Origin of the sequence: Acidovorax sp. SUPP3334, from assembly GCF_030159055.1 — a bacterium.
In the GTDB taxonomy this organism is placed as follows: domain Bacteria; phylum Pseudomonadota; class Gammaproteobacteria; order Burkholderiales; family Burkholderiaceae_C; genus Paracidovorax.
In genome coordinates this window covers 87,148-108,880 of the sequence record NZ_BQXQ01000015.1, presented here as the reverse complement: position 1 = coordinate 108,880, position 21,733 = coordinate 87,148, and the positions used below count along the sequence as shown (strand labels likewise).

The following is a 21,733-nucleotide window of genomic DNA, read 5'->3' as shown; positions in this document are numbered from 1 at the left end:
CGGCCATTACTTGGCAGGCGTGGCAGCAGCGGCATTCAGTGCCTTGATCACCTTGTCGGTGATGTCGTGCTTGGGATTGATGTAGACGGCTTCTTGCAAGATCACGTCGTACTTTTCAGCCTCGGCCACTTGCTTGACGACCTTGTTGGCGCGCTCGAGCACCTGACCCAGCTCTTCGTTCTTGCGGGCACCCAGGTCTTCCTGGAACTCGCGGCGCTTGCGCTGGAAGTCACGGTCCTGGTCGACCAGTTGCCGTTGGCGAGTCGTACGCTGGCTTTCTGCCATGGTGGGCGCTTCACGCTCGAACTTCTCGGTCGCGGACTTGAGGCTGTTGCCCTGTTCGACGAGTTCTTTCTCGCGGCGGGAGAACTCCTGCTCCAGCTTGGCCTGCGCTGCCTTGGCGGTGCTGGCCTCGCGGAAGATGCGGTCGGTGTTGACGAAGCCGGCCTTGAACTCCTGCGCCTGTGCGGGCACAGCTGCACCGAGCGTGCCAAGCAAGAGAACGAGGGGAATATGGCGGGAGAGAGATTTCATTAGAAAGACGTTCCAATCTGGAATTGCAGTTTCTGGATTCTATCGCCGGCGAACTTGCGCACCGGTTGCGCAAAAGCGAGGCGAAGCGGACCGAGCGGAGAAATCCAGCTCAAACCCAGGCCCGCAGAGACACGCATGTCGCTGAGGGTGACCTTTTCATCTTCGCCATACACATTGCCCGCGTCCACGAAAGTGAACACGCGCAGCGTGCGGTCGTTGCCCGCACCTGGGAACGGTGCGATCAACTCGGCATTGAGCGTGACCTTCTTCGGTCCACCCAGAGATGCACCCGTCACGTCGCGCGGACCCAGCGTGCCCTGGTCGAAACCACGCACGGAACCCAGGCCGCCCGAGTAGTAATTCTTGAACACCGGGAATGGCCGACCGTTCATGCCCTTGCCCCAGCCTAACTCGCTGTTGAAGGCCATGGTGAACTTCTTGTTCAGCGGCACGTACTGCTGGAATTGGTAACTGCCCCGGACATAGCGCGCATCGCCAGCCACCGACCATTCGGTATTCAGGCGCTGATAGCGGCCCGAATTGGGCGCCAGGGCGCTGTCGCGGTCATCGCGCGACCAACCGATCGTGAGCGGGATCGCCGTGCTGCTGGACCCATAGGTCGTGGCATAGGACAGATACGCCGCGGGAATGTTGGTACCCAGCTTGATGCGGGTCTGTTCCAGGCCACCACCGAAGAACACGGTGTCGGTTTCGCTGAAGGGAATACCGAACCGCACGCTGGTGCCGGCAGTGATCAACTCGTAGTTGCCGCCCTGGTCTTCGTACGGCTTGTCGGTGCGGTAGTACAGATCGAGCGTGCGCGAAATACCGTCCCGCGTGAAGTACGGGTTCGTCGTGCTGAAGACCAGCGTCCGGCGATACTTGCTGGTGTTGACATCCACCCCGAGGTAGTTGCCCGAGCCGAAGACGTTTTCCTGCTTGATGCTGAAGGACAGCGAGACCTTTTCCGCACTCGAAAAACCCGCGCCCAGCTGCAGCGAACCCGTGGGCTTTTCTGCCACGTTCACCACCAGATCCACCTGATCGGCAGAACCCGGCACTTCCTGCGTTTCCACGTTGACTTCGGTGAAGAAGCCCAGGCGGTCCACGCGGTCGCGGGACAACTTGATCTTGTCGCCGTCGTACCAGGACGCCTCGTACTGGCGGAATTCGCGGCGGATGACTTCATCGCGCGTGCGATTGTTGCCGCTCACGTTGATGCGTCGCACATAGGCCCGCCGGGCGGGTTCGGCACGCAGCACCAAAGCCACGCGGTTGTTCTCGCGGTCCACCTCGGGGACAGCTTCTACACGCGCAAAGGCAAAGCCGAAGTTACCGAAATAATCGGTGAATGCCTTGGTGGTTTCAGCGACCTTGTCGGCGTTGTATGGCTCGCCGGGCTGGATGGTGATCAGCGACTTGAACTCGTCGTCGCGGTCGAGGTAGTTGCCTTCGATCTTGACGCCCGACACCACATAACGCTGGCCTTCGGTCACGTTGACGGTGATCGTGATGTCCTGCTTGTCCGGAGAAATGGCCACTTGCGTGGAGTCGATGCGGAACTCGAGGTAGCCACGCGCCAGGTAGTACGAGCGCAGGGTTTCCAGGTCGGCATTCAGCTTGGTGCGCGAGTACCGGTCCGACTTGGTGTACCAGCTGAGCCAGCCGCCCGTGTCCTGATCGAACAGCCCTTTCAGGGTCGATTCGCTGAAGGCCTTGTTGCCCACCAAGTGGATTTCCTTGATGCGCGCCGGTTCGCCTTCGGTCACCGTGAACGTGAGGTTCACGCGGTTGCGCTCGATAGGGGTGACCGTGGTCACGACCTCGGCGCCGTAGAGGCTCTTGTTGATGTACTGGCGCTTGAGTTCTTGCTCCGCGCGATCGGCCAGTGCCTTGTCGAAAGGCCGGCCTTCGGTCAAGCCGACGTCACGCATGGCCTTCTTGAGCGTGTCTTTGTCGAATTCGCGGGCACCGGCGAAATCCACGTCGGCAATGGTGGGGCGCTCTTCCACGACCACCACCAGCACGTTGCCGCTGGCTTCCAGCCGAACGTCCTTGAACAGGCCGAGCGCAAACAGTGCGCGGATCGCAGCGGCACCCTTTTCGTCGTTGTAATCGTCACCCACACGCAGCGGCATCGATGCGAAGATGGTGCCTGGCTCGACACGCTGCAATCCTTCCACCCGGATATCCTGCACCTTGAACGGCTCCAAGGCCCATGCCGCATTGGCAGCAAAAACCATGGCGGCCACGGCACAGGCCTTGCGCACGCCCAAGCGATTGAATTGTTTTTTCATGAGTGAACTGGTACTGCACGGTGAACGCGTGCAGCAAAAAGGTTAGCCAAAAAGCCGGGTGATATCGTTGAAAAGGGCGATGGACATCATCAGGAGGAGCACCGCCACGCCGCCGCGCTGCAATCGCTCCATCCAGGCATCGGACACGCCCTTGCCGGTCACGCCTTCCCAAAGATAATACATCAGGTGCCCACCGTCCAAAACCGGCAGGGGGAGCAGGTTCAGGACTCCCAAGCTCACGCTGATGAGGGCCAGGAACACCAGATATTGTGTCAATCCCATGCTGGCGGACCGCCCCGCGTAATCAGCGATGGTGAGGGGGCCGCTGAGATTCTTCAGCGACGCTTCACCGATGACCATGCGCCCCATCATGCGGAGGGTCAGCGCCGAAACTTCCCAGGTGCGAACGACGCCATTCCAAAGGCCTTCGACCGGGCCATGGCGCACCGTCACGAACTCTGGTTGCGCCCCCACGAACGCACCGACCCGACCGACGGGTCCGGTGGGTTCACTGTGCAGTTCGGGTAACACGTCGATGGTCAAAGTCTGCCCACCGCGCTCGATGCGCCAGGGCTGGGAGATGGCAGTACCACCGCGGACCGAGGCACGGATGAGTTCCCGAAGCTGCTGGCCATCCACCACATTGGTTGCGCCGAGTTTGACGACCAGGTCTCCCTGGCGAAGTCCCGCACGTTGCGCAGGGCCGCCGTTGACGACCTCGCCCAATACAGGCCGCGTCCACGGGCCGATGATGCCGATCTTGCGGAAAAGCTGAGCGTCGGCCTCTTTGGCATCGAACTGCGCCAGCTCCAGCACCATCTGACGCTGCGGTGCGCCAGGCGACGGCTCCACCTGCAGGCGTACATCGGTGCCATCAAGGGCGCCCCGTGTGATCAGCCAGCGGAGGTCTTCAAACGAACGGACAGGCTCCGACTCTTCGGTCCCCAGCGCAGCCTCGAGCACCAATTCGCCCCCCTGCAGACCCGATTTTTGAGCGACAGAACCCGGGACAGGGCTGGCGAGAATCGCCTTGGGCTCTTCCACCCCAATCCAGTTCACCACCGCATACAGCAGCACCGCGAGCAGCAGATTGGCGGCCGGGCCCGCAGCAACGATGGCCGCGCGCGATCGCAAGGGCTTTGCGTTGAACGACAAATGGCGCTCGTGGGCTTCTACAGGCGCTTCGCGTTCGTCCAGCATCCGCACATAGCCACCCAGGGGAAAAGCGCCGATGACGAATTCCGTGGGAGAACCTTTGGGCTGCCAACGCAACAGCGGCTTGCCGAAGCCGACCGAGAAACGAAGAACCTTGACGCCGCAAGCGACCGCCACGCGATAGTGGCCGTATTCATGCACGGCGATGAGCACGCCGAGCGCGACGATGAAGGCGATGACGGTCAGCAACATGGTGTCTTTCTGCCCAGAAAAGGACGGCTCAGGCCGCCAGCCGCTGCGCACTGCGCAGTGCAACGGATCGCGCTTCGGCATCCAGAGCCAGCAAGGCTCCCAGCGATTCGGGGTTGGAGGGAGTGACCGCCTCCAGAGTTGCAAGATTCAGTCGGTGAATCTGATCGAAGCGGATGCGGCGCTCGAGAAACGAAGCCACAGCGACCTCGTTGGCAGCATTCAGAACGGCCGTGGTGCCGCTCTGTGCGCGCAATGCCTGCCAGGAAAGATGCAGGCCCGGAAAGCGGGTTGCATCCGCCTCTTCGAAGGTGAGCGCAGAAAGGGTCGAAAAATCCAGCCGCGGCGTACCGCTCTCGATGCGCTCGGGCCATGCAAGACCACAGGCAATCGGAACCCGCATATCAGGCGTCCCCAGTTGGGCGAGCACCGAGGCATCCACGAACTGGACCATCGAATGGATGATCTGCTGCGGATGGATCACCACCTTGATCTGCTCCGGCGCCAGATCGAAGAGCCATCGCGCCTCGATAACCTCCAGCGCCTTGTTCATCATCGTGGCGGAATCGACGGAAATCTTGCGACCCATCGAAAAATTCGGGTGGGCGCAGGCTTGCTCGGGCGTGACATCGCGCAAGGTCGCTGGCTCCCGGGTGCGAAACGGCCCTCCGGAGGCGGTCAGCAAAATATGGTCCACGCGTCGCGACCATGTCTGCGGGTCTTCCGGCAGGCACTGAAAGATCGCCGAATGCTCGCTGTCGATCGGAAGCAGCGTCGCTCCCCCATCGCGAACGGCGGACATGAAAACCTCTCCTCCGACCACCAGTGCTTCTTTGTTGGCCAGCAACAGGCGTTTGCCCGCACGGGCGGCAGCCAGGCACGGACCAAGACCCGCAGCGCCGACGATGGCGGCCATCACCACGTCCACTTCTTCATGGGAAGCAATGGTTTCGAGTGCATCAGGAGCATCCAACACCCTCGTCGCCAAGCCATGGGCAGTCAGCCGCTCTTGCAGCAGCCGCGCATGCGGTTCACTGGCCATGACAGCGAAGCGAGGCTGAAAACGAACACATTGCGCCAGCATGGACTCGACTTGCGTCGCGGCGCTCAAGGCGAATACGTCATACCGCTGGGGATGGCGGGCCACCACATCCAGGGTGTTGGTGCCAATGGAGCCAGTAGATCCAAGGACCGTGATGCGTTGTTTCATGCGGCTATGCGAAGTGGGTCAACATCATGGCCAGCGGCAGCGTGGGCAACAGCGCGTCCACGCGATCCAGCACTCCGCCATGGCCAGGGAGCAAACCACTGCTGTCCTTGGCACCGATGCTGCGCTTGACGAGAGATTCGGTCAGATCGCCCACCACGCTCATGGCCGCCATGAACACGGCACCCAAGAGCAATAGCCACCAGCCCCGCACAAACAGATGGTTATAGAAACTGGGTACCGCTCCACTCGCCGAGGCATCCGCCACAACCCAGCCGATCGCCAGAAGGACCACGCCGGCCATGCCGCCCCATACACCCTCCCAGCTCTTGCCAGGACTGATCGAAGGGGCCAGCTTGTTGCGCGTGAACCGCAGGCCGAATGTGCGCCCGGCAAAGTAGGCAAAGATGTCCGCCACCCAGACAAGCACCAGAATCGACATCAGGAAGTTGATACCGGCCATGCGGGCTTGCACCGCGGCAAGCCATGCCAGCCACAGTACGAGCACGCCACCGACGAGGCGGATGGCCTTGGGGACTTGGGGCCAGCCCTGCACGCCGGCACGCAACATCCAGGCGCCGCCAAGTACCCATGCCGCACCGCCCACCGTCCACAGCCATGGCAGCGGTTGCTGCAACCAACCCAGGGCCCAGCTTGCAGCGCACAGTGCCACACAGGCCGCCCCGATCGATACAGCCGCGCCCGAACCCAAACCTTGGAGCCGCCCCCATTCCCAGGCACCCGCGGCCATCAGGATGAGAATGACCGCAGCGAAGGGCCACGGAGATGGATAGAAAAGCGCCGGCAACAGGATGGCCAGTAGAACGATGGCAGTGATGATGCGCTGTCGAAGCATGGGAAAGCCTTTCAGGCCTGCGCCGGGGCAGGCGACAACGCCGATATCTGCTCGGAGGTCTTGCCGAAACGGCGCTCGCGAGCGCTGAACGCGGCAATCGCTTCATCCAGGGCCTTGCCATCGAAATCAGGCCAGAGCCGGTCGCTGAAGTAGAACTCGGAATAAGCGGATTGCCACAGCAGGAAATTGCTGATGCGCATTTCCCCACCGGGGCGTATCACCAAGTCTGGATCGGGCACATGGGCCAGACCCATCGCAGCATGCAGACTGGCTTCGGTAATGGGTTCACCCCGCGCGGCAACCGCTGCCGCGGCCTGGGCGATGTCCCAGCGCCCGCCGTAGTTGAAACAGACGTTGAGCACCAGCCGGGTATTTTCGGCAGTGTCCGATTCGGCTTGATCGAGGCCGGCCCGCACCTTGTCTGACAGCCCTGTCTTCTCGCCGACGAAATGCAGGCGCACCCCGTCCTTTTTCAGTTGGGGGACCTCACGGGACAAGGCCTTGGCGAGCAAGTCCATCAGACCGGAAACCTCATCGGCAGGCCGGTTCCAGTTTTCCGAAGAGAACGCGAACACCGTGAGGACCGCCACGCCTCTTTCGACACAGGCTTGCGCGCACCGTTTCAGCGAGTCAACGCCCTGCTTGTGCCCAGCCAGCCGAGGCAGAAACCGGCGCGTGGCCCAGCGGCCATTGCCGTCCATGACGATGGCAATGTGATGCGGAACAGCCGAATAGGCGGGCATGCAAGGCAGACGATCGATTCCCGAAGGGAAGTCAGACCGCCATGATTTCCTGTTCCTTGCCCGCCACCAGTGCATCGACCTCGGCAATGTGCTTGTCGGTGACTTTCTGGATCTCGGTTTCCGAGCGCTTTTGGTCGTCTTCGGAGGCCAACTTGTCTTTGACCAGCTTCTTGACCGCTTCGTTGGCGTCACGGCGAAGATTGCGCACCGCAATCTTGGCGCTTTCGCCTTCATTGCGAGCGAGCTTGGTCATTTCCTTGCGCCGCTCCTCGCTCATGGGAGGCATGGGCACACGAATCAAGTCGCCCATAGACGCAGGATTCAGGCCCAGATCGCTCTCACGAATGGCTTTCTCGATCTTGGCGCCCATGCCTTTTTCCCAAGGCTGAACGCTGATGGTGCGTGAATCGATCAATGCCACGTTCGCCACTTGCGAGAGGGGCACGAACGATCCGTAGTATTCGACCTGCACCGCGTCCAGCAGCGAAGGGTTGGCGCGGCCGGTACGGATCTTGGACAGATTGTTTTTGAAAGCCACGATGGATTGGTCCATCTTGCTTTCCGCATTCTTCTTGATATCGGCAATGGTCATGTTTTTCTCCTCAGCATGAAGCCGGTGCGCCATGGGCGCACCAAGCCGTCAAGCGTACACCAGCGTGCCTTCGTCTTCACCCATCACCACGCGCTTGAGCGCGCCGTGCTTGATGATGGAAAACACGCGGATCGGCAACTTCTGATCACGGCACAAGGCAAAGGCGGTCGCATCCAGAATTCCCAGATTGCGAGTCATTGCCTCATCGAACGTGAGTTTGGTGTAACGGGTGGCCGTCGGGTCTTTCTTCGGATCGGCCGTGTAAACGCCGTCTACCTTGGTCGCCTTCAACACCACTTCGGCACCGATTTCGGCACCCCGCAAGGCAGCAGCGGTGTCTGTCGTGAAGAAAGGATTGCCGGTGCCGGCGGCAAACACCACCACCTTGCCTTCTTCCAGATACTGCAGGGCCTTGGGACGCACGTAGGGTTCGACCACCTGTTCGATGGCGATGGCCGACATGACGCGGGCCGTCAGCCCTTGCTTGTCCATGGCGTCAGCCAGCGCCAGCGCATTCATCACCGTGGCCAGCATGCCCATGTAATCGGCGGTGGCGCGGTCCATGCCGACCGAGCCTCCCGCCACACCGCGAAAGATGTTTCCGCCACCGATCACCACCGCCACTTCCACGCCCATGCGAGTGACCTCAGCGATCTCCTCCACCATCCGGACGATGGTGGCGCGATTGATGCCGAAGGAGTCGTCCCCCATGAGCGACTCGCCAGACAACTTGAGCAGAATGCGCTTGTAGGCTGGGACAGCGATGGACATGGGGGTTTCTCCGTGGGGCAATGCGAGGGCGCGAGGGGCGGCGGCGATGGATTTCAGATCAAGCGGCAGACTTGGCTGCAGCCACCTGGGCAGCGACTTCAGCGGCGAAGTCGTCCACCTTCTTTTCGATGCCTTCGCCGACGACGTAGAGCGTGAAGCCCTTCACCGTCGTACCGGCAGTCTTCAGCATCTGCTCGACCGTCTGCTTGTCGTTCTTCACGAAAGCCTGGTTGAACAAGGACACTTCCTTCAGGTACTTCTGCACGCCGCCTTCGATCCGCTTGGCCACGATTTCGTCGGACTGCACCGGCTTGCCTTCGGCTTCGGCCTTGGACTTGTCTTCAGCCGCCTTGGCAGCAGCCACCGAGCGCTCTTTTTCGATCAGTTCGGCGGGCACTTCAGCGCTGGTCAAAGCGACGGGCTTCATGGCAGCGATGTGCATGGCCACGTCCTTGGCAGCCGTTTCGTCGCCTTCGAACTCGACCACCACGCCGATGCGCGTGCCGTGCAGGTAAGACGCCAGCTTGTTGCCGGAGAAATGCTTGAAGCGGCGGAACGACATGTTCTCGCCGATCTTGCCGATCAGGCCCTTGCGGACTTCTTCCAGGGTGGGGCCGAAGCCGTCCTGGCTGTAAGGCAGCGCGCCCAGGGCTTCGACATTGGCGGGGTTGTGCTTTGCCACCAGTTCAGCCGCGGCCTTGGCCAGGGCGAGGAAGCTGTCGTTCTTGCTGACGAAATCGGTTTCGCTGTTGACTTCGATCAGCCCGCCGGTCGTACCGTCGATGTAGCTGGCGACGACGCCTTCAGCAGTGATGCGGGCGGCAGCCTTGCCAGCCTTCGTTCCCAGCTTTACGCGCAGCAGCTCTTCCGCCTTCGCCAGATCGCCTTGCGCTTCCGTCAATGCCTTCTTGCATTCCATCATGGGAGCATCGGTCTTAGCGCGCAGTTCAGCGACCATACTTGCGGTAATTGCAGCCATTGTTTTTCTCCAGTCTCAGTTCAGTTCGTTACAGAATTCGGGCTAAAAAAAAGGGGGCTAACCAGGAGCCCCGCTTTCATTCGCGACAACGTCGCGCGGCCGGGGCCCTCAGGCAGCGGTTTCTTCCACTTCCACGAACTCGTCGGAGCCTTCGTTCGCCACAGCCTTGACCACTTCGTTCACCGCATTGGCGCGGCCTTCGATGATGGCGTCTGCGATACCACGGGCATACAGCGCCACGGCCTTGGCCGAGTCGTCGTTACCGGGGATCACGTAGTCGATGCCTTCAGGAGAGTGATTGGAGTCCACCACGCCGATCAGCGGAATGCCCAGCTTCTTGGCTTCGGCGACAGCGATCTTGTGGAAGCCGACGTCGATGATGAAGATGGCGTCCGGCAGAGCGTTCATATCCTGAATGCCGCCGATGTCCTTCTCCAGCTTTTCCATTTCGCGGGTGAACGTGAGTTGCTCTTTCTTGCTCATGGCATCGAGGCCGCCTTCGAGCTGAGCCTTCATATCCTTCAAGCGCTTGATGGAGGTCTTGACCGTCTTGAAGTTGGTCAGCATGCCGCCCAGCCAGCGCTGATCCACGTAAGGCACGCCAGCGCGCTGCGCTTCGGTGGAGAGGATTTCACGGGCCTGGCGCTTCGTGCCCACCATCAGGATGGTGCCGCGGTTGGCGGTGAGTTGCTTGACGAACTTTTGAGCGTCCTGGAAGAGCGGCAGCGACTTTTCCAGGTTGATGATGTGAATCTTGTTGCGATGGCCGAAGATGTACGGGGCCATCTTGGGGTGCCAGAAGCGGGTTTGGTGACCGAAGTGGGCGCCGGCTTCCAGCATTTCGCGCATGGTGATAGACATGAGAATTTCTCCGAAGGTTGGGTCTAAAATCCAGCCCCAATAACTGCCGGCTTGCAAGAAGAAGGCAGCACCTTGAAAGGGCTGGTTTGCGATTTGTCTTGCCGATTTGTCGGCCACGCACTGCGCAGCCACCAGCAAAACCCAAGGATTCTAGCATGGTAGTTTGGCCGCTCCGAGCCCTCATGGCGCGCGAGTCCTGCAGAACCCGGCCCCAACCGCCCTTCCCTTCGGGAACCAGCAAAAAACTAGCAAACAGCGCAATATCGATCAGCGCTGCCGCCTCAAAGACCTCATAAATCCATGCACATCGCCATCGTGGGCGCCGGTATCGTCGGCGTCACCACTGCTTACGAACTGGCCTGCGACGGCCATGAGGCTTCGGTTTTCGAGCAGCGCAGTGCTGCAGCAGAAGAGTCCAGTTTCGCCAACGCGGGGCTGGTGTCGCCGGCGCTGCTGATTCCGCTGGCTGCGCCCGGAATCGGCGGGCCGCAGAGCACGCGGATTTTTGGTCGCCATGCAGCCATACGGCTGGCCAGCGGTATTACCGCCGCTGAACTGGGGTGGCTTTGGCGCTGGCGAAAGGCGGGGCGGACCCCAGCCATGGGACTGGCGCTTGCCGCCCTGGAGCAATTGGGCCGTTACAGCCAGGCGCGCATGCGGCTGGTGTCCGAGCAATTGCAGATGGACGCGGAGACCAGCCGGGGCGCCCTGGTGTTGCTGCGCACGGTGGACGATCTGGCGCACGTGCAACCGGCCCTCAAAGTTTTGCGCGATGCGGGCATGCCGATCCATGACGTGGACGCGGACACCGCGCGGCAGATCGAGCCTGGCCTGTCTCCTGACGTGCCTCTGATCGGGGCGCTGCATGCGCCCGATGGCGAATCCGGCAATTGCCGCCTGTTCGCCCAGATGCTGCGGTATGCCGCGCAAGAACGCGGTGCGCAGTTTCACTTCAACACCAAGGTCATCGGCGTGGATGCAGCCCCGTCGGGCCTGCGGATCGCGGGAGAAACGACGCCGCGCTGTTTCGACGCCATCGTGATTTGCGCCGGCGCGGCTGCTGCTGCGCTGCTGCGGCCGCTGGGGGTGGATCTGCCGATGGCCTCGGTCTATGGGTATTCGATCAGCGCACCGCTGCGTGAGGATTCCCATGCGCCGCAGGGATCGGTCGTGGACCCGCTCCACCGGGTGACGATCACGCGCCAGGGCCAACGGGTGCGCATCGCAGGCGGCGCCGAACTGGGACGCGGCGACGGAAAGCACCACGCACTCACCCTGCAGACGCTCTACCAAGCCATTTCGGGATGGTTTCCCGGCGGCGTGCAGCTGTCATCCGCCCAAGTACAGGTCTGGCGCGGCGCACGCCCTGCCCTGCCCGACGGCGCCCCGGCGGTAGGGCCGACCGGATTCCCGGGCGTCTGGATCAACGCGGGCCACGGTGGAAGCGGCTTCGCTCTGGCCTGTGGCAGCGCGCGGGCCATGGCCGACCTGCTGGCCCAAAAAGCCCCTGAGGTGGACATGCAGCCATTCGGACTGCGCCGGTTCTGACGCACCGCCAGACGAGCCATGAGCGACTCCCCAACGCCCTTCCCTCGCCGAATCACCGTCGATGCGGTTCACGCGATCTTCGACGCCCACGCAACGCGCCGCATCGAACAGGCGATGGCGGCGCAACTGCCGCCGCACACCTTGATGCAACGCGCGGGACAGGCTGTGGCACGGCTGGCCTTGGCCATCGCGCCGCATGCGCGCAATGCCTGGGTGGTGTGCGGTGCAGGCAACAACGGTGGCGACGGGCTGGAAGCGGCCTGCCATCTGCATCGGGCGGGTTGCGCCGTTACCGTGACCTGGCTGGGCCATCACGATACGGTCCCGCCGGATGCCCGCGCGTCTTACCAGCGCGCCCTGGCCGCAGGCGTCGGTTTTGCCGATGGCCCCCCGCCCAGCATAGGACCCGACGACGTTTGCGTGGATGCGTTGCTGGGCATCGGCTTGGCCAGCAGCAGCAGCAGCAGCAAGTCCCGTGAACCGAACACAGCCTTGCAACGCCTGATCGTCCAGATGCATGCCACGCCGGCTACCGTGGTCTGCGTGGACACGCCTTCGGGCCTGTCGGCAGATACCGGCCAGTTTGCCCCCGGCCTCGAACCGCCCGAAGGCCCGGCGGCATCACCGCGCCATACCCTGGCGTTGCTCACGCTGAAGCCGGGCCTTTTCACTGCGGCAGGAAGGGACGCCGCCGGCCAAATCTGGCTTCACGACCTCGGCGCCGACCTTTCCCGTGCCGAGCCCTGCGCCTGGCTTTCCGCGCCGCCCCGCGCAGTGCGACGCGCCCACACCAGCCACAAGGGCAGCTATGGCGATGTCGCAGTCATCGGTGGCGAAGGACTGCGCGCTCGCGGCATGGGAATGACCGGCGCCGCCTTGCTGGCGGCCTCGGCAGCGCTGCATGGTGGCGCCGGCAGAGTGATGGTGTCGCTTCTGGACGGCGCCGAGCTGTCTGTCGATGCGCTGCAGCCGGAATGCATGCTGCGCCGCTTCGATGTGCTGCCGCTGGACCACGGAGCGGTGGTGTGCGGATGCGGCGGCGGCGAGGCCGTGCGTTCCGTGCTGGAGCCAGTGCTGACCCAGGCGCACCGTTTGGTGCTGGACGCAGACGCGCTCAATGCCGTCGCGGGCGACCCTTCGCTGGCAGCGGCGCTGAAGGCCCGCGCGGGACGCGGCTGGCACACGGTGCTCACCCCCCATCCGCTGGAAGCGGCGAGGCTCGCCGGGTTGAAAACCAATGACATCCAGGCGGATCGGCTGGCCGCGGCCAACGGGCTGGCCCGGCAGTTCGAGTGCACGGTGGTGCTGAAAGGCTCGGGCACCATCATTGCGGCGCCGGACTGCACCCCGCGGATCAACCCGACCGGCAATGCACGCCTGGCCACAGGAGGCACCGGCGATGTGCTGGCCGGATTGCTGGGCGCCCGCCTTGCCGCCGCGGCGGACACCCCGCAAGCCGCCTTCGACGCAGCCGTTTCGGCCTGCTGGTTGCACGGCCGGGTTGCCGACCAGTGGCCGCCGGACACCGCGCTGACTGCCTCCGCTCTGGCCCGGCGGCTTCATTCGGGGTAGCGCAATCTCGGTGTTGGAACATGCCAACAGCGCGAAACCATCTGTAAATAGCGTCGCAAGGGCCTTCCGAGGCGTGTTGTCTGACAGACCGCGGCCGGCGGCGAGCGGTTTAATCCGTCCAACCCATCCCGGTACGCACACCACTTCTTGAAGGACTTCTGCCATGAAACGCAAAATCCATCCTGGAACCCGCGCTTTCGCAGCCTTTACCGTGACGGTGCTTCTTGCGGTCGCGGCGACCGCGATGACCTTGGTACCGGAGCAGGCCGTGCAGGCAGCAGATTCCCTGGTCAACTTGCCCGGCAATCTGGAGCAGATGCTGCCCCCGGAGACGTTCAGCTACTGAACGCGGAGGCAGGCGGTGCGGCATGGACTGTGCCGCACCTTGCTTGCGACTTTTTTCCTTCAGCACACTGAAAAGCGCTTTTCAGCGCCCCTTGCCCTGCTCCATCGCCGCCAGCCTGCGGCGGATCATTGCCCCCACCTCGACTTCGCCGCGCTGCTCGGCGCGCTGCGCCGACAGGGTCAACCATGCGAGCAATGGCCTTCGCCACCCCTGCGCGGATGCGGCGTCCGCCGCCACCGCCAGCATCGGCGCCGTATCGCGGCCTGTCTTCACCCATACCCCAGCCGCCACCAGGCGTGACAGCGGATCGGCCACGCTCTCCAGCGACGCCGGGCCGCCCGACCACGCGCTGCGCTGAGGCTCAGGCAACCGGCTGGCGCCCGCACTGTCCAGCCGGCCCGCCAGGTAGTCGGCATAGGCTTGGTCTTCTGGCGTGGCATCGGTTCGCAGCGCTTCGAAACCCGTGCATGCCTCGACCACCAAACTGGCCACCTGGGCGGCGCAGCGCATGAGTTCCACCCGTGCCAGCAGATCGGGCCGCCCGGTGCGCGCGACTTCGGCGCGGGCACGGTCCCACTCCAGCTGCGCCACGCGCGAATCGCCGGACAGGTAAGCCTCGGTGGCCTTGCGGGCTGCGCCGTGGGCATTCATCTGCCATTCGGGGGTGGGCGGCTTGGCGGCGCAGGCCCAGAGCGCCAGGCAAGCCACCAGCACGGCAGCACCGCGCAGGAGGGAATGGCAGACGGCAGACGAAGGGTGCTTCATCGGGTGCTTCATGGCAGCTTGAGTTCGGTATCGCGGGCAAAGGGCCATTTGCGCTGAATGTCGTTGACCAGGCTTTCGACCTTGCGCAGGTTGCTTTCCACCTCGGCGCGCAGCGTGCCCAGGTCGGTCGTGGCCTCCCGGGCGTTGGCGCCGATGGCCTGGGCCTCGGCCAGCACGGCATCCACCTTTTTCAGACTCTGGCGCGTGTCGGCCAGCAGGCCGTTGAGTTGCACCACCGTCGCGCGCACTTCGGGCACCAGCCCCGGGTCGCCAGCCGCGCCGAACACCTGGCGATCGGCCTTGGCGGCCATGCCGTCGATGCGCGCCAGCAGTTGATTGGTGCGGTCGAGCGTGGTGGTGAGCTTTTTCGCATCCGCTTCGCTGCCCATCAGCACGTTGAGGGCGCCGCCGGGTGCATTGAGCCGGTCGGTCAGCGTGCGCACGTTCGCCAGCGTGCCGCCCAACGCGGCGTCTTGCTCCGTCATGGCCTGCAGGTTGGACAGCAATTCACGCGCGGAGGCCATGAGCTGCGGGATCTCGGCCGTGGCGTCGCCGCGCAGCACGGGGCGCTCGGCGCCGTCGGCCAGCAGCGGGTCGGTCAGGATGCCGCTGTAGGCCTTGATGGTGGTGCCGCCCACGATGCCGCGCACCAGGGTGAACACACTGGATTCGCGCAGCCAGTGCGCGTCCTTTTGCGGCACTTCGATCAGGATGCGCACGTTGCCATCGGCCGAGAGTTCGATGCGCCGCACGCGCCCGATCGGAAAGCCGGAGAAGGTCATGTCCATGCCGACGACCACGCCTTCGGAATCGTCGGCGGTGAGCACCAGGCGTTGGGTGGGCTCGAAGACGCCGCGGGCGTACAGCAGGTACAGGGCCGATCCGATGATCAGCGCCAGCGTGAACAGCAGCAGCGCCGCCGCCTTGCGTTCCAGGTGCGCCACCGGGCGCTGCGCCTCCAGCGGCACCGTGCCTGCGGGGGCATCGGCCGGCCCGGACGGATCGGGCCGCTCAACCATGGCGCGCTCCGTGCGGCCAGGGCTGGCCCCCAGTGATCCGCCAGCTCATACCGCGCCTGCGCCCTGCAGCAGCTTCACCACGTTGGGCCACTGCATCTGCTGCGCCAGGTCCAGGGCGGAGCGGCCGTGCGGGTTGCGCAAGGCGGGGTCCGCGCCATGGCGCAACAGAAGCGACACGGGCGTGGCATTGCCCGCCAGTGCGTCGCGCTGCAGCAGCGACCAGCCGTCGTCGTCCAGCGCATGGACGACTGCGGGGTGGTTGCGCAGGTCTTCGTCCATGCGTTCACCCATGTTTTCGCTCATGGGGTGCTCCTGCTGCGCGACGTCTTCGGTGGAGGCGGCCGTGCTGCTGCCCCAACTGCCGAGCAGGCCGCCCAGCAACCCCGCCTTGGCGCGCGGCAGCGGCACCACCTGAACCTGGCCCGGCGGGCCGAAATCCATGCCCCAGGCGGTGTCGTGCTCCTGCCGCTCGGATTTCGACATGCCCCGGCGAAGCACATCGACCGTGTAGCCCCCGTACACCTTGCCGCCGATCACGTACATCCAGTCTTCCAGCTCGGCCAGCGGTGCCGAGACGCGGTCGCCCGACTGCATCGATGCGATCCAGTCCGGGTCGTTGAGCAGCGTGCCCGAAACCGTTTCGCCGTCGAACTGCACGTCGCCCACCCACATGTGCTCGACAGGCGGCGCGTCGGCATCCGTCTGCTCCGTGGCAAAGCCCAGCTTGATGCCGGCGAAATCCAGCCCCGGCACGACGCGGCGGTATTCCCAGGACAGCTCGCGCCACAGGAATTTGAAGGTCCGGCGCGCCTCGGCGAACGCCGCCTGCATGGCGGCGTCTTCGGAGTCGGCGGGAAAGATGTCTTGATCGACCATGAAAGCAGTCCCTCGGTGGTGAAAAATGGCCCGCTTCGCGCGCCGTCGATGAGAAAGAAGAAAGCGTCCGTCTTGGACCGTCGTCAGTAATAGTTGCCCAGCAGCGATGCGACCTCGATCAGCAGCAGCACGGCGAACATGCGCGCGAGCCCGCCCAGTTCGGACCCCTGCCTGCCACGGCCGTCGCCGTCGCCGTTGTCGTACAGCCCAGCCGCCATCGGAATGAGCGCCACGGCCAGGCTGAAAAACAGCGTCTTGAGCACGAACAACAGGGTGACCGCGGGGGTGAACACCTGGCCGAACATGCGCGTGTAGCTCGGCAGCCCGGCCGTGTTGAGCCCATAGACCCCGAAATACGCCATGGACAGCGCGACCACGCAGGACAGTGCCGCCAGCGTGATGCTGGCGTAGATGCCCGCCACCACCCGCGGCAGCAGCTCGACGCGAACAGGGTCGGCGCCCAGATGGCGCAGGCGGTCAAAGTGGCCCGCCTGGCGCATGAGGGCGAGCTGGGTGCCGCTGGGGATGGTGGTGCGCATGGCGACGAAGAGCGCCGCGGTGAGCGGAATCAGCTCCAGCACCAGCACGCGGATGACCATTTCGAGCGCGTAGCGCGACAGCCCGTAGCTCAGCGCCGTGACGACCACGATGCGCGTGATGACCAGGCTGACCAGCGCGGCCAGCACCGTGAAGCCCAGCAGGATGGGCGCCGTGTCCTGGTACATGTGCCGTGCGAGCCGCCACCGCATGGCACGCCCGTAGCTGGATGGCGAGAGCATGAGCACCAGCGCCACCGAACCCAGATGCACGATGCGCCACCACGCCACCGACCAGCCCCGCGCGGTGCGCCAGACACGGTCGATCAGCGAGGGAGGATTCAAGCCGGCGATCATGCGGCGATCATAGTGGACGGGGCCGTGGCGGCTCGTAACAAAAATGGCCTCCAGCGCATGTACCACTAGGGCAGTTAGCTATCAATTTCATTGCAAGCCGGGCCGGCGTCATACATGCCGCTTGGCTGCGGGGCCGAGCGGCGGCAGCGACTCGGCATCGGCGCGCGCATGCAGCGCCTCGATGACGTGGCAGCGGCCGGCGTCGGTGCCGTCGCAGCGCCCGCGCAGAGACAGCAGTTCCTGCTCCAGCGTGCGCAGCTCCTGCAGACGGGTGCGCACATGCTGCAAATGTTCGTCCAGCGTGTCGCAGGCGGCGTGGTCGTCGGCCGCACCGCCATGGTCCAGCGCCAGCAGGGTGCGGACCTCGTCCAGCGACATGTCCATGGCGCGGCACAGGCGGATGAAGCGCAGGCGATGCACCTCGTCCGCGCTGTACAGGCGGTAGCGGTTGTCCGCGCGGGCCTGCTCGGGCAGCAGGCCTTCCTTCTCGTAATAGCGGATGTTGGCCGCGGGAACGCCCGACAGGCGGGCAGCATCTCCGATGCGGTGGCAGGGGCTTTGGGCAGACATGGCTTGACCTTCGAGCGGCTTCAAGGTTTTCAATGATGGCACGGCGGCACTGCGCCACCCCGAATCTCAAAGGAAAACCATGACAAAACACAGCCACGATTCTCACCCCGGCAGTCACCCCGACCACCCCAGCCACGAGGCGAACCACGGGCACGGCCCGGCGCCCGAACCGGCGCCAATGTCTGCACAGGCGACCCCAGGGGCCGCCTCCCGTCCCGCCGGCGCCCCCCGCCTGGACGTGTCCTGCTGCGGCGGCGGATGTTCTTCGCCGCCGCCGCCGGCCAGCGAAAAATCTTCCACCCTCAAAGGCGAATCGCACGAGGGCCACGACCATGACAATGCCTCCGGCGGCGATCACGACGGCCACGACCACGGCGCCCTGCCCGGCTGGGGCCGTCTGGCGGCGGCGCTGGTGGCGGCCACCGGCGCCGAGTTGATGGACCTGCTGGGGCCGGACACCACGCCGTGGCGCGTGGCGGGCATGGCGATCGCCGCGGCTGCCATCCTGCTGGCGGGGCTGGGCATCTACCGCAGCGGCCTGCGGTCGCTGATGCGGGGCAAACTCGGCATCAGCGCCCTGATGGCCGTGGCCGTGACCGGCGCCTTCCTGATCGGCCAGTGGCCCGAGGCCGCCATGGTGATGGCGCTGTATGCCCTGGCCGAGCGCATCGAGGACCGCGCCGTGGGCCGCGCCCGCGACGCCATCGGCGCCCTGCTGGCCCTGAGCCCCGACCAGGCCGATGTGCGCGGCGCGGACGGACAGTGGCGCACCGTGCCGGCGGCCGAAGTGGCGGTGGACGACACCGTGCGGATCCGCCCCGGTGGCCGTGTGCCGCTGGACGGCGTCATCACCTCCGGCCGCAGCGCGGTCGATGAATCCAGCGTCACCGGCGAAAGCCTGGCCGTGGACAAGGTGCCCGGCGACCCGGTGTATGCCGGCACGCTCAATGCCCAGTCGGAGCTGGAGTTCCGCGTGACGGCCGCTGCCGGGCAGACCACGCTGGACCGCATCATCCGCGCCGTGGAGCAGGCCCAGAGCGCCCGCGCGCCCACCCAGCGCTTCGTGGACCGCTTCGCCGCCGTGTACACGCCCGCCGTGTTCGTGATGGCCATCGCCGTGGCGGTCGGCGCCCCGCTGCTGCTCGACTGGACCTGGCTGGACGCCATCTACCGCGCCCTGGTGCTGCTGGTGATCGCCTGCCCGTGCGCGCTGGTGCTGGCCACGCCGGTCACCGTGGTGAGCGGGCTGGCGGCCGGCGCCCGCCGAGGCATCTTGATCAAAGGCGGCAACTGGCTGGAGCTGGCGCGCGGCGTGCGCGCCGTGGCCTTCGACAAGACCGGCACCGTGACGGCCGGGCGCCCCGCGCTGGTGGGCCGTGAAACGTTTGGCAGCGATGGCGCGGCCGACGTGGCAGCGGCCTTGGCCGGGCGCTCCGACCACCCGGTATCGAAAGCCATCGCGGCCGGGCTCGATGCGCCCGCCGGAATGCCCGAGGTGGAAGATTTCACCGCCCTGCCCGGCCGCGGCGTGCAGGGGCGCATCGCCGGCACCACCTGGCTCCTGGGCAACCGACGGCTCGCGCAGGAAAAGGGCCTGTGGACCGATGCAGTGGAAGCAGCTGCCGCCGCGCACGAGGCCCAGGGCCGCAGCGTCACGCTGCTGGCCGACGGCCAGGCCGTTCGGGCACTGTTCGCCGTGGCCGACACGCTGCGCCCGCAAGCGGCCCAGGCCGTGGCCGACCTGCGCGCGCTGGGCATCGTGCCCGTCATGCTCACCGGCGACCACGCGGCCGCGGCGCAGGCGGCGGCGCGGGAGGCCGGCATCGACGAGGTGCAGGCCAGCCTGCTGCCCGAGCACAAGCTGGCGGCCATCGCCGCGCTGCAGCAAAAGCACGGCATGACGGCCATGGCCGGCGACGGCATCAACGACGCGCCGGCCCTGGCCAAGGCCGACATCGGCTTCGCGATGGGCGGCGCCGGCACCGACGTGGCGATGGAGACGGCCGACGTGGTCATCATGAACGACGACCTGCGCCGCGTGGCCGAAACCGTGCGCCTGTCGCGCCGCACGCACGCCGTGCTGATGCAGAACATCGCCCTGGCGCTGGGCATCAAGGCGGTGTTCTTCGGCCTGGCGCTGGCCGGGCACGCCACCATGTGGATGGCCGTGTTCGCCGACATGGGCGCCAGCCTGCTGGTGGTGGCGAACGGCCTGCGCATGCTGCGCAGCGAATCGCTATCAAAATAATAGCTTCCAGCGCAATCAATACGGCGGCGCGGGCCGTTTTCACCTTGTTTTTTTGACGAAACGCCGGCCGGGTGCCCATCGCCCGGCCGGCCCTGCGTGGCACTGCAGCGCCCCGCAGGCCGCGCGGTGCGGCGCACCGTTGGCACTCGGTTTCGTGTTCGTTTTCGCGGTAGGCATGGGGCGCTTCGCACATTCGCTGCCGGGCGGGGCAGCGCGTGGAGTAATCCACGGGTTGACGCCCCTCTAGAATTCGCCAACCTTTCTGTCTGGCGCCGGACCGCGATCTCTCGACTTCGCAGGGTTTCCGGTCCACGCTGCCTTCCCCCCTTTCGCGCATGAGCAACACTTCCCCGACCTCCCTGCCGCCCATGGTTCCCCATTCCGCCACCGAAGACACCGCGGCCCTGTTCACGGGCGTGCTGCTGATCTCGGTGGGCGTGGGCTTTTTCGGCAGTGCCGGGCTGCTCACGGGCGGCACCGCAGGGCTGGCGTTCCTGCTGAACTACGCCACCGACATGGGTTTCGGCAAGCTCTTCTTCCTGCTCAATCTGCCGTTTTACTGGCTGGCCTGGCGAAAGATGGGGCGCAGCTTCACGCTGAAGACTTTCGTGGCCGTGGTGCTGCTGTCGGCGCTGACCGAGGCCCAGGCGGGGCTGATGCATTTCGTCGCGCTGCAGCCGCTGTATGCCGCGGTGGCGGGCGGGCTGATCACCGGCACGGGCTTTCTGGTGCTCTTTCGCCACCGGTGCAGCCTGGGCGGCATGGGCATCCTGGCGCTGTACCTGCAGGACCGCTACGGCTGGCGCGCGGGCAAGGTGCAGATGGCGGTGGACTGCTGCATCGTGCTGCTGGCCCTGTTCACGGTCGATCCCACGCGCGTGCTCTGGTCCATCGCGGGCGCGGTGGCGCTCAACCTGGTGGTGGCGATGAACCACCGGCCGGGGCGCTACATGGCCATGTAACCCTGTCGCGGGCCTGGGCCGCAGCTCGGAACTCTCGGGGCCCGGGGCTATCATTCCTCCCCATGCGCCGCGGCATGTTCCTCTTTCTCATCGTGCTCATGGCCCTGCGGGGCCTGGCGGGCAATGCGATGGCGGCCGGCATCGTGATGCCGGCGGGCGCGGCGATGCACACGGCGCGTGCGCCAGCGCAGCCCCTCGCGGTTGCAGCCATCGATCGACAGGCAGACGCCCTGCCGGGGCCTTCATACCCTGCGCCAGGCACGGAGCACGGCGCCCCTGTCGCCGACACCCCAGGTGCTTTCGCAGGCCATGCACTGCACACCGCGCCAGCCGAGCCTTCGGCGCCCTCATGGCAACCACCCTGCCATGGAACCGACACCGCAGCGCCCGCCCATGGCAGCGATCAAGACACCACCACGCACACCGGTGCCCCTGGACACGAAGGCGGATGCTCTGCCTGCGGCATCTGCCACTCGGCCATGCTGACACCCCCGCTGGGGGACCTCTCCCGCCCTGCGCTCCCGCGCGCGCCGCTGCCGATGGCGGAGCGCCGCTTCGCCAGCGCCCTGGCCGCACAGGCCATCAAGCCGCCCATTTCCTGAGCCCCGACGCCCGAAGTGCGTCCGCGATCCGCGCCAGCCCCCGGCTGCGCGCGGGCCTGCGGCCGTTGGTTCCGCCCTTGGCTCAGGA

At 65.3% G+C, this 21,733-nt stretch carries 21 protein-coding genes; 6 read left to right on the top strand and 15 right to left on the bottom strand.

Annotation, left to right across the window (positions count from 1 at the left end; all coding sequences use genetic code 11):
• Positions 1-6: 6 nt before the first annotated feature.
• The 10 genes from AVHM3334_RS10765 to rpsB form a co-directional block, all read right to left on the bottom strand.
• Entirely contained in the window at positions 7-534 is a 528-nt protein-coding gene (locus AVHM3334_RS10765; RefSeq protein ID WP_284412141.1) for an OmpH/Skp family outer membrane protein, read from the bottom strand.
• On the bottom strand, positions 534-2,831 hold the full coding sequence (gene bamA, locus AVHM3334_RS10760; protein ID WP_284412139.1) for an outer membrane protein assembly factor BamA: 2,298 nt from the start codon (positions 2,829-2,831) through the stop codon (positions 534-536). The genes AVHM3334_RS10765 and bamA overlap by 1 nt, the downstream gene beginning before the upstream one ends.
• A 42-nt stretch (positions 2,832-2,873) precedes the next feature.
• Positions 2,874-4,238, bottom strand: coding sequence for an RIP metalloprotease RseP (rseP, locus tag AVHM3334_RS10755; protein ID WP_284412137.1), 1,365 nt, complete (start codon positions 4,236-4,238; stop codon positions 2,874-2,876).
• A 28-nt stretch (positions 4,239-4,266) separates the two neighbouring features.
• Positions 4,267-5,445 (bottom strand): 1-deoxy-D-xylulose-5-phosphate reductoisomerase, encoded by a 1,179-nt coding sequence (gene ispC / locus AVHM3334_RS10750; RefSeq protein WP_284412135.1) that lies wholly within the window; start codon positions 5,443-5,445, stop codon positions 4,267-4,269.
• Positions 5,446-5,449: 4 nt separating this feature from the next.
• Positions 5,450-6,298, bottom strand: a complete 849-nt coding sequence (locus AVHM3334_RS10745) for a phosphatidate cytidylyltransferase (protein ID WP_284412134.1) — start codon at positions 6,296-6,298, stop codon at positions 5,450-5,452.
• Between the two features lie 11 nt (positions 6,299-6,309).
• A complete protein-coding gene (gene uppS, locus AVHM3334_RS10740) occupies positions 6,310-7,041 on the bottom strand; it encodes a polyprenyl diphosphate synthase (RefSeq protein ID WP_284412132.1) in 732 nt (243 codons plus the stop codon).
• Between the two features lie 31 nt (positions 7,042-7,072).
• Entirely contained in the window at positions 7,073-7,633 is a 561-nt protein-coding gene (gene frr / locus AVHM3334_RS10735; protein WP_284412130.1) for a ribosome recycling factor, read from the bottom strand.
• Between the two features lie 48 nt (positions 7,634-7,681).
• Positions 7,682-8,404 (bottom strand): UMP kinase, encoded by a 723-nt coding sequence (pyrH, locus tag AVHM3334_RS10730; RefSeq protein WP_284412128.1) that lies wholly within the window; start codon positions 8,402-8,404, stop codon positions 7,682-7,684.
• Between the two features lie 58 nt (positions 8,405-8,462).
• On the bottom strand, positions 8,463-9,383 hold the full coding sequence (tsf, locus tag AVHM3334_RS10725; RefSeq protein ID WP_284412126.1) for a translation elongation factor Ts: 921 nt from the start codon (positions 9,381-9,383) through the stop codon (positions 8,463-8,465).
• 108 nt (positions 9,384-9,491) lie between these two features.
• Positions 9,492-10,244 (bottom strand): 30S ribosomal protein S2, encoded by a 753-nt coding sequence (gene rpsB, locus AVHM3334_RS10720; RefSeq protein WP_284412124.1) that lies wholly within the window; start codon positions 10,242-10,244, stop codon positions 9,492-9,494.
• A 300-nt stretch (positions 10,245-10,544) separates the two neighbouring features.
• Here rpsB and AVHM3334_RS10715 point away from each other — a divergent pair, with 300 nt between their 5' ends.
• The 3 genes from AVHM3334_RS10715 to AVHM3334_RS10705 all read left to right on the top strand — a co-directional run bounded on the left by AVHM3334_RS10715 (position 10,545) and on the right by AVHM3334_RS10705 (position 13,710).
• A complete protein-coding gene (locus AVHM3334_RS10715) occupies positions 10,545-11,792 on the top strand; it encodes an FAD-dependent oxidoreductase (protein ID WP_284412122.1) in 1,248 nt (415 codons plus the stop codon).
• Positions 11,793-11,810: 18 nt separating this feature from the next.
• Complete coding sequence (locus tag AVHM3334_RS10710; protein WP_284412120.1) at positions 11,811-13,364, top strand: NAD(P)H-hydrate dehydratase; 1,554 nt, start codon at positions 11,811-11,813, stop codon at positions 13,362-13,364.
• 163 nt (positions 13,365-13,527) lie between these two features.
• Positions 13,528-13,710, top strand: coding sequence for a hypothetical protein (locus AVHM3334_RS10705; RefSeq protein WP_284412118.1), 183 nt, complete (start codon positions 13,528-13,530; stop codon positions 13,708-13,710).
• A gap of 81 nt (positions 13,711-13,791) precedes the next feature.
• On the opposite strand, the gene AVHM3334_RS10700 is transcribed toward AVHM3334_RS10705, so the two are convergent.
• From AVHM3334_RS10700 to AVHM3334_RS10680, 5 genes are all read right to left on the bottom strand, one after another.
• A complete protein-coding gene (locus tag AVHM3334_RS10700; RefSeq protein WP_284412117.1) occupies positions 13,792-14,475 on the bottom strand; it encodes a hypothetical protein in 684 nt (227 codons plus the stop codon).
• A gap of 8 nt (positions 14,476-14,483) precedes the next feature.
• Complete coding sequence (locus tag AVHM3334_RS10695) at positions 14,484-15,494, bottom strand: MlaD family protein (RefSeq protein ID WP_284412115.1); 1,011 nt, start codon at positions 15,492-15,494, stop codon at positions 14,484-14,486.
• A gap of 45 nt (positions 15,495-15,539) precedes the next feature.
• Positions 15,540-16,370 carry a DUF2314 domain-containing protein gene (locus tag AVHM3334_RS10690; protein WP_284412113.1) on the bottom strand — a complete coding sequence of 277 codons (831 nt, stop codon included), beginning with the start codon at positions 16,368-16,370 and terminating at the stop codon, positions 15,540-15,542.
• An 83-nt stretch (positions 16,371-16,453) separates the two neighbouring features.
• Positions 16,454-17,263 carry an MlaE family ABC transporter permease gene (locus AVHM3334_RS10685; protein ID WP_284412111.1) on the bottom strand — a complete coding sequence of 270 codons (810 nt, stop codon included), beginning with the start codon at positions 17,261-17,263 and terminating at the stop codon, positions 16,454-16,456.
• A 108-nt stretch (positions 17,264-17,371) separates the two neighbouring features.
• Entirely contained in the window at positions 17,372-17,833 is a 462-nt protein-coding gene (locus tag AVHM3334_RS10680) for a Cd(II)/Pb(II)-responsive transcriptional regulator (RefSeq protein WP_284412109.1), read from the bottom strand.
• 79 nt (positions 17,834-17,912) lie between these two features.
• Between AVHM3334_RS10680 and AVHM3334_RS10675 the strand changes: the two genes are divergently transcribed.
• The 3 genes from AVHM3334_RS10675 to AVHM3334_RS10665 all read left to right on the top strand — a co-directional run bounded on the left by AVHM3334_RS10675 (position 17,913) and on the right by AVHM3334_RS10665 (position 21,645).
• Entirely contained in the window at positions 17,913-20,081 is a 2,169-nt protein-coding gene (locus tag AVHM3334_RS10675) for a heavy metal translocating P-type ATPase (RefSeq protein WP_502869890.1), read from the top strand.
• A gap of 335 nt (positions 20,082-20,416) precedes the next feature.
• Positions 20,417-21,043 (top strand): YitT family protein, encoded by a 627-nt coding sequence (locus AVHM3334_RS10670; RefSeq protein ID WP_284412107.1) that lies wholly within the window; start codon positions 20,417-20,419, stop codon positions 21,041-21,043.
• 74 nt (positions 21,044-21,117) lie between these two features.
• A complete protein-coding gene (locus tag AVHM3334_RS10665; RefSeq protein ID WP_284412105.1) occupies positions 21,118-21,645 on the top strand; it encodes a hypothetical protein in 528 nt (175 codons plus the stop codon).
• Positions 21,646-21,733: the final 88 nt, after the last annotated feature.

What these genes read in the sequence shown, in the direction of transcription:
- AVHM3334_RS10765 (WP_284412141.1), bottom strand. Translation starts at nt 534, where the DNA reads ATGAAATCTCTCTCCCGCCATATTCCCCTCGTTCTCTTGCTTGGCACG.
- bamA (WP_284412139.1), bottom strand. Translation starts at nt 2,831, where the DNA reads ATGAAAAAACAATTCAATCGCTTGGGCGTGCGCAAGGCCTGTGCCGTG.
- rseP (WP_284412137.1), bottom strand. Translation starts at nt 4,238, where the DNA reads ATGTTGCTGACCGTCATCGCCTTCATCGTCGCGCTCGGCGTGCTCATC.
- ispC (WP_284412135.1), bottom strand. Translation starts at nt 5,445, where the DNA reads ATGAAACAACGCATCACGGTCCTTGGATCTACTGGCTCCATTGGCACC.
- AVHM3334_RS10745 (WP_284412134.1), bottom strand. Translation starts at nt 6,298, where the DNA reads ATGCTTCGACAGCGCATCATCACTGCCATCGTTCTACTGGCCATCCTG.
- uppS (WP_284412132.1), bottom strand. Translation starts at nt 7,041, where the DNA reads ATGCCCGCCTATTCGGCTGTTCCGCATCACATTGCCATCGTCATGGAC.
- frr (WP_284412130.1), bottom strand. Translation starts at nt 7,633, where the DNA reads ATGACCATTGCCGATATCAAGAAGAATGCGGAAAGCAAGATGGACCAA.
- pyrH (WP_284412128.1), bottom strand. Translation starts at nt 8,404, where the DNA reads ATGTCCATCGCTGTCCCAGCCTACAAGCGCATTCTGCTCAAGTTGTCT.
- tsf (WP_284412126.1), bottom strand. Translation starts at nt 9,383, where the DNA reads ATGGCTGCAATTACCGCAAGTATGGTCGCTGAACTGCGCGCTAAGACC.
- rpsB (WP_284412124.1), bottom strand. Translation starts at nt 10,244, where the DNA reads ATGTCTATCACCATGCGCGAAATGCTGGAAGCCGGCGCCCACTTCGGT.
- AVHM3334_RS10715 (WP_284412122.1), top strand. Translation starts at nt 10,545, where the DNA reads ATGCACATCGCCATCGTGGGCGCCGGTATCGTCGGCGTCACCACTGCT.
- AVHM3334_RS10710 (WP_284412120.1), top strand. Translation starts at nt 11,811, where the DNA reads ATGAGCGACTCCCCAACGCCCTTCCCTCGCCGAATCACCGTCGATGCG.
- AVHM3334_RS10705 (WP_284412118.1), top strand. Translation starts at nt 13,528, where the DNA reads ATGAAACGCAAAATCCATCCTGGAACCCGCGCTTTCGCAGCCTTTACC.
- AVHM3334_RS10700 (WP_284412117.1), bottom strand. Translation starts at nt 14,475, where the DNA reads ATGAAGCACCCTTCGTCTGCCGTCTGCCATTCCCTCCTGCGCGGTGCT.
- AVHM3334_RS10695 (WP_284412115.1), bottom strand. Translation starts at nt 15,494, where the DNA reads ATGGTTGAGCGGCCCGATCCGTCCGGGCCGGCCGATGCCCCCGCAGGC.
- AVHM3334_RS10690 (WP_284412113.1), bottom strand. Translation starts at nt 16,370, where the DNA reads ATGGTCGATCAAGACATCTTTCCCGCCGACTCCGAAGACGCCGCCATG.
- AVHM3334_RS10685 (WP_284412111.1), bottom strand. Translation starts at nt 17,263, where the DNA reads ATGATCGCCGGCTTGAATCCTCCCTCGCTGATCGACCGTGTCTGGCGC.
- AVHM3334_RS10680 (WP_284412109.1), bottom strand. Translation starts at nt 17,833, where the DNA reads ATGTCTGCCCAAAGCCCCTGCCACCGCATCGGAGATGCTGCCCGCCTG.
- AVHM3334_RS10675 (WP_502869890.1), top strand. Translation starts at nt 17,913, where the DNA reads ATGACAAAACACAGCCACGATTCTCACCCCGGCAGTCACCCCGACCAC.
- AVHM3334_RS10670 (WP_284412107.1), top strand. Translation starts at nt 20,417, where the DNA reads ATGAGCAACACTTCCCCGACCTCCCTGCCGCCCATGGTTCCCCATTCC.
- AVHM3334_RS10665 (WP_284412105.1), top strand. Translation starts at nt 21,118, where the DNA reads ATGTTCCTCTTTCTCATCGTGCTCATGGCCCTGCGGGGCCTGGCGGGC.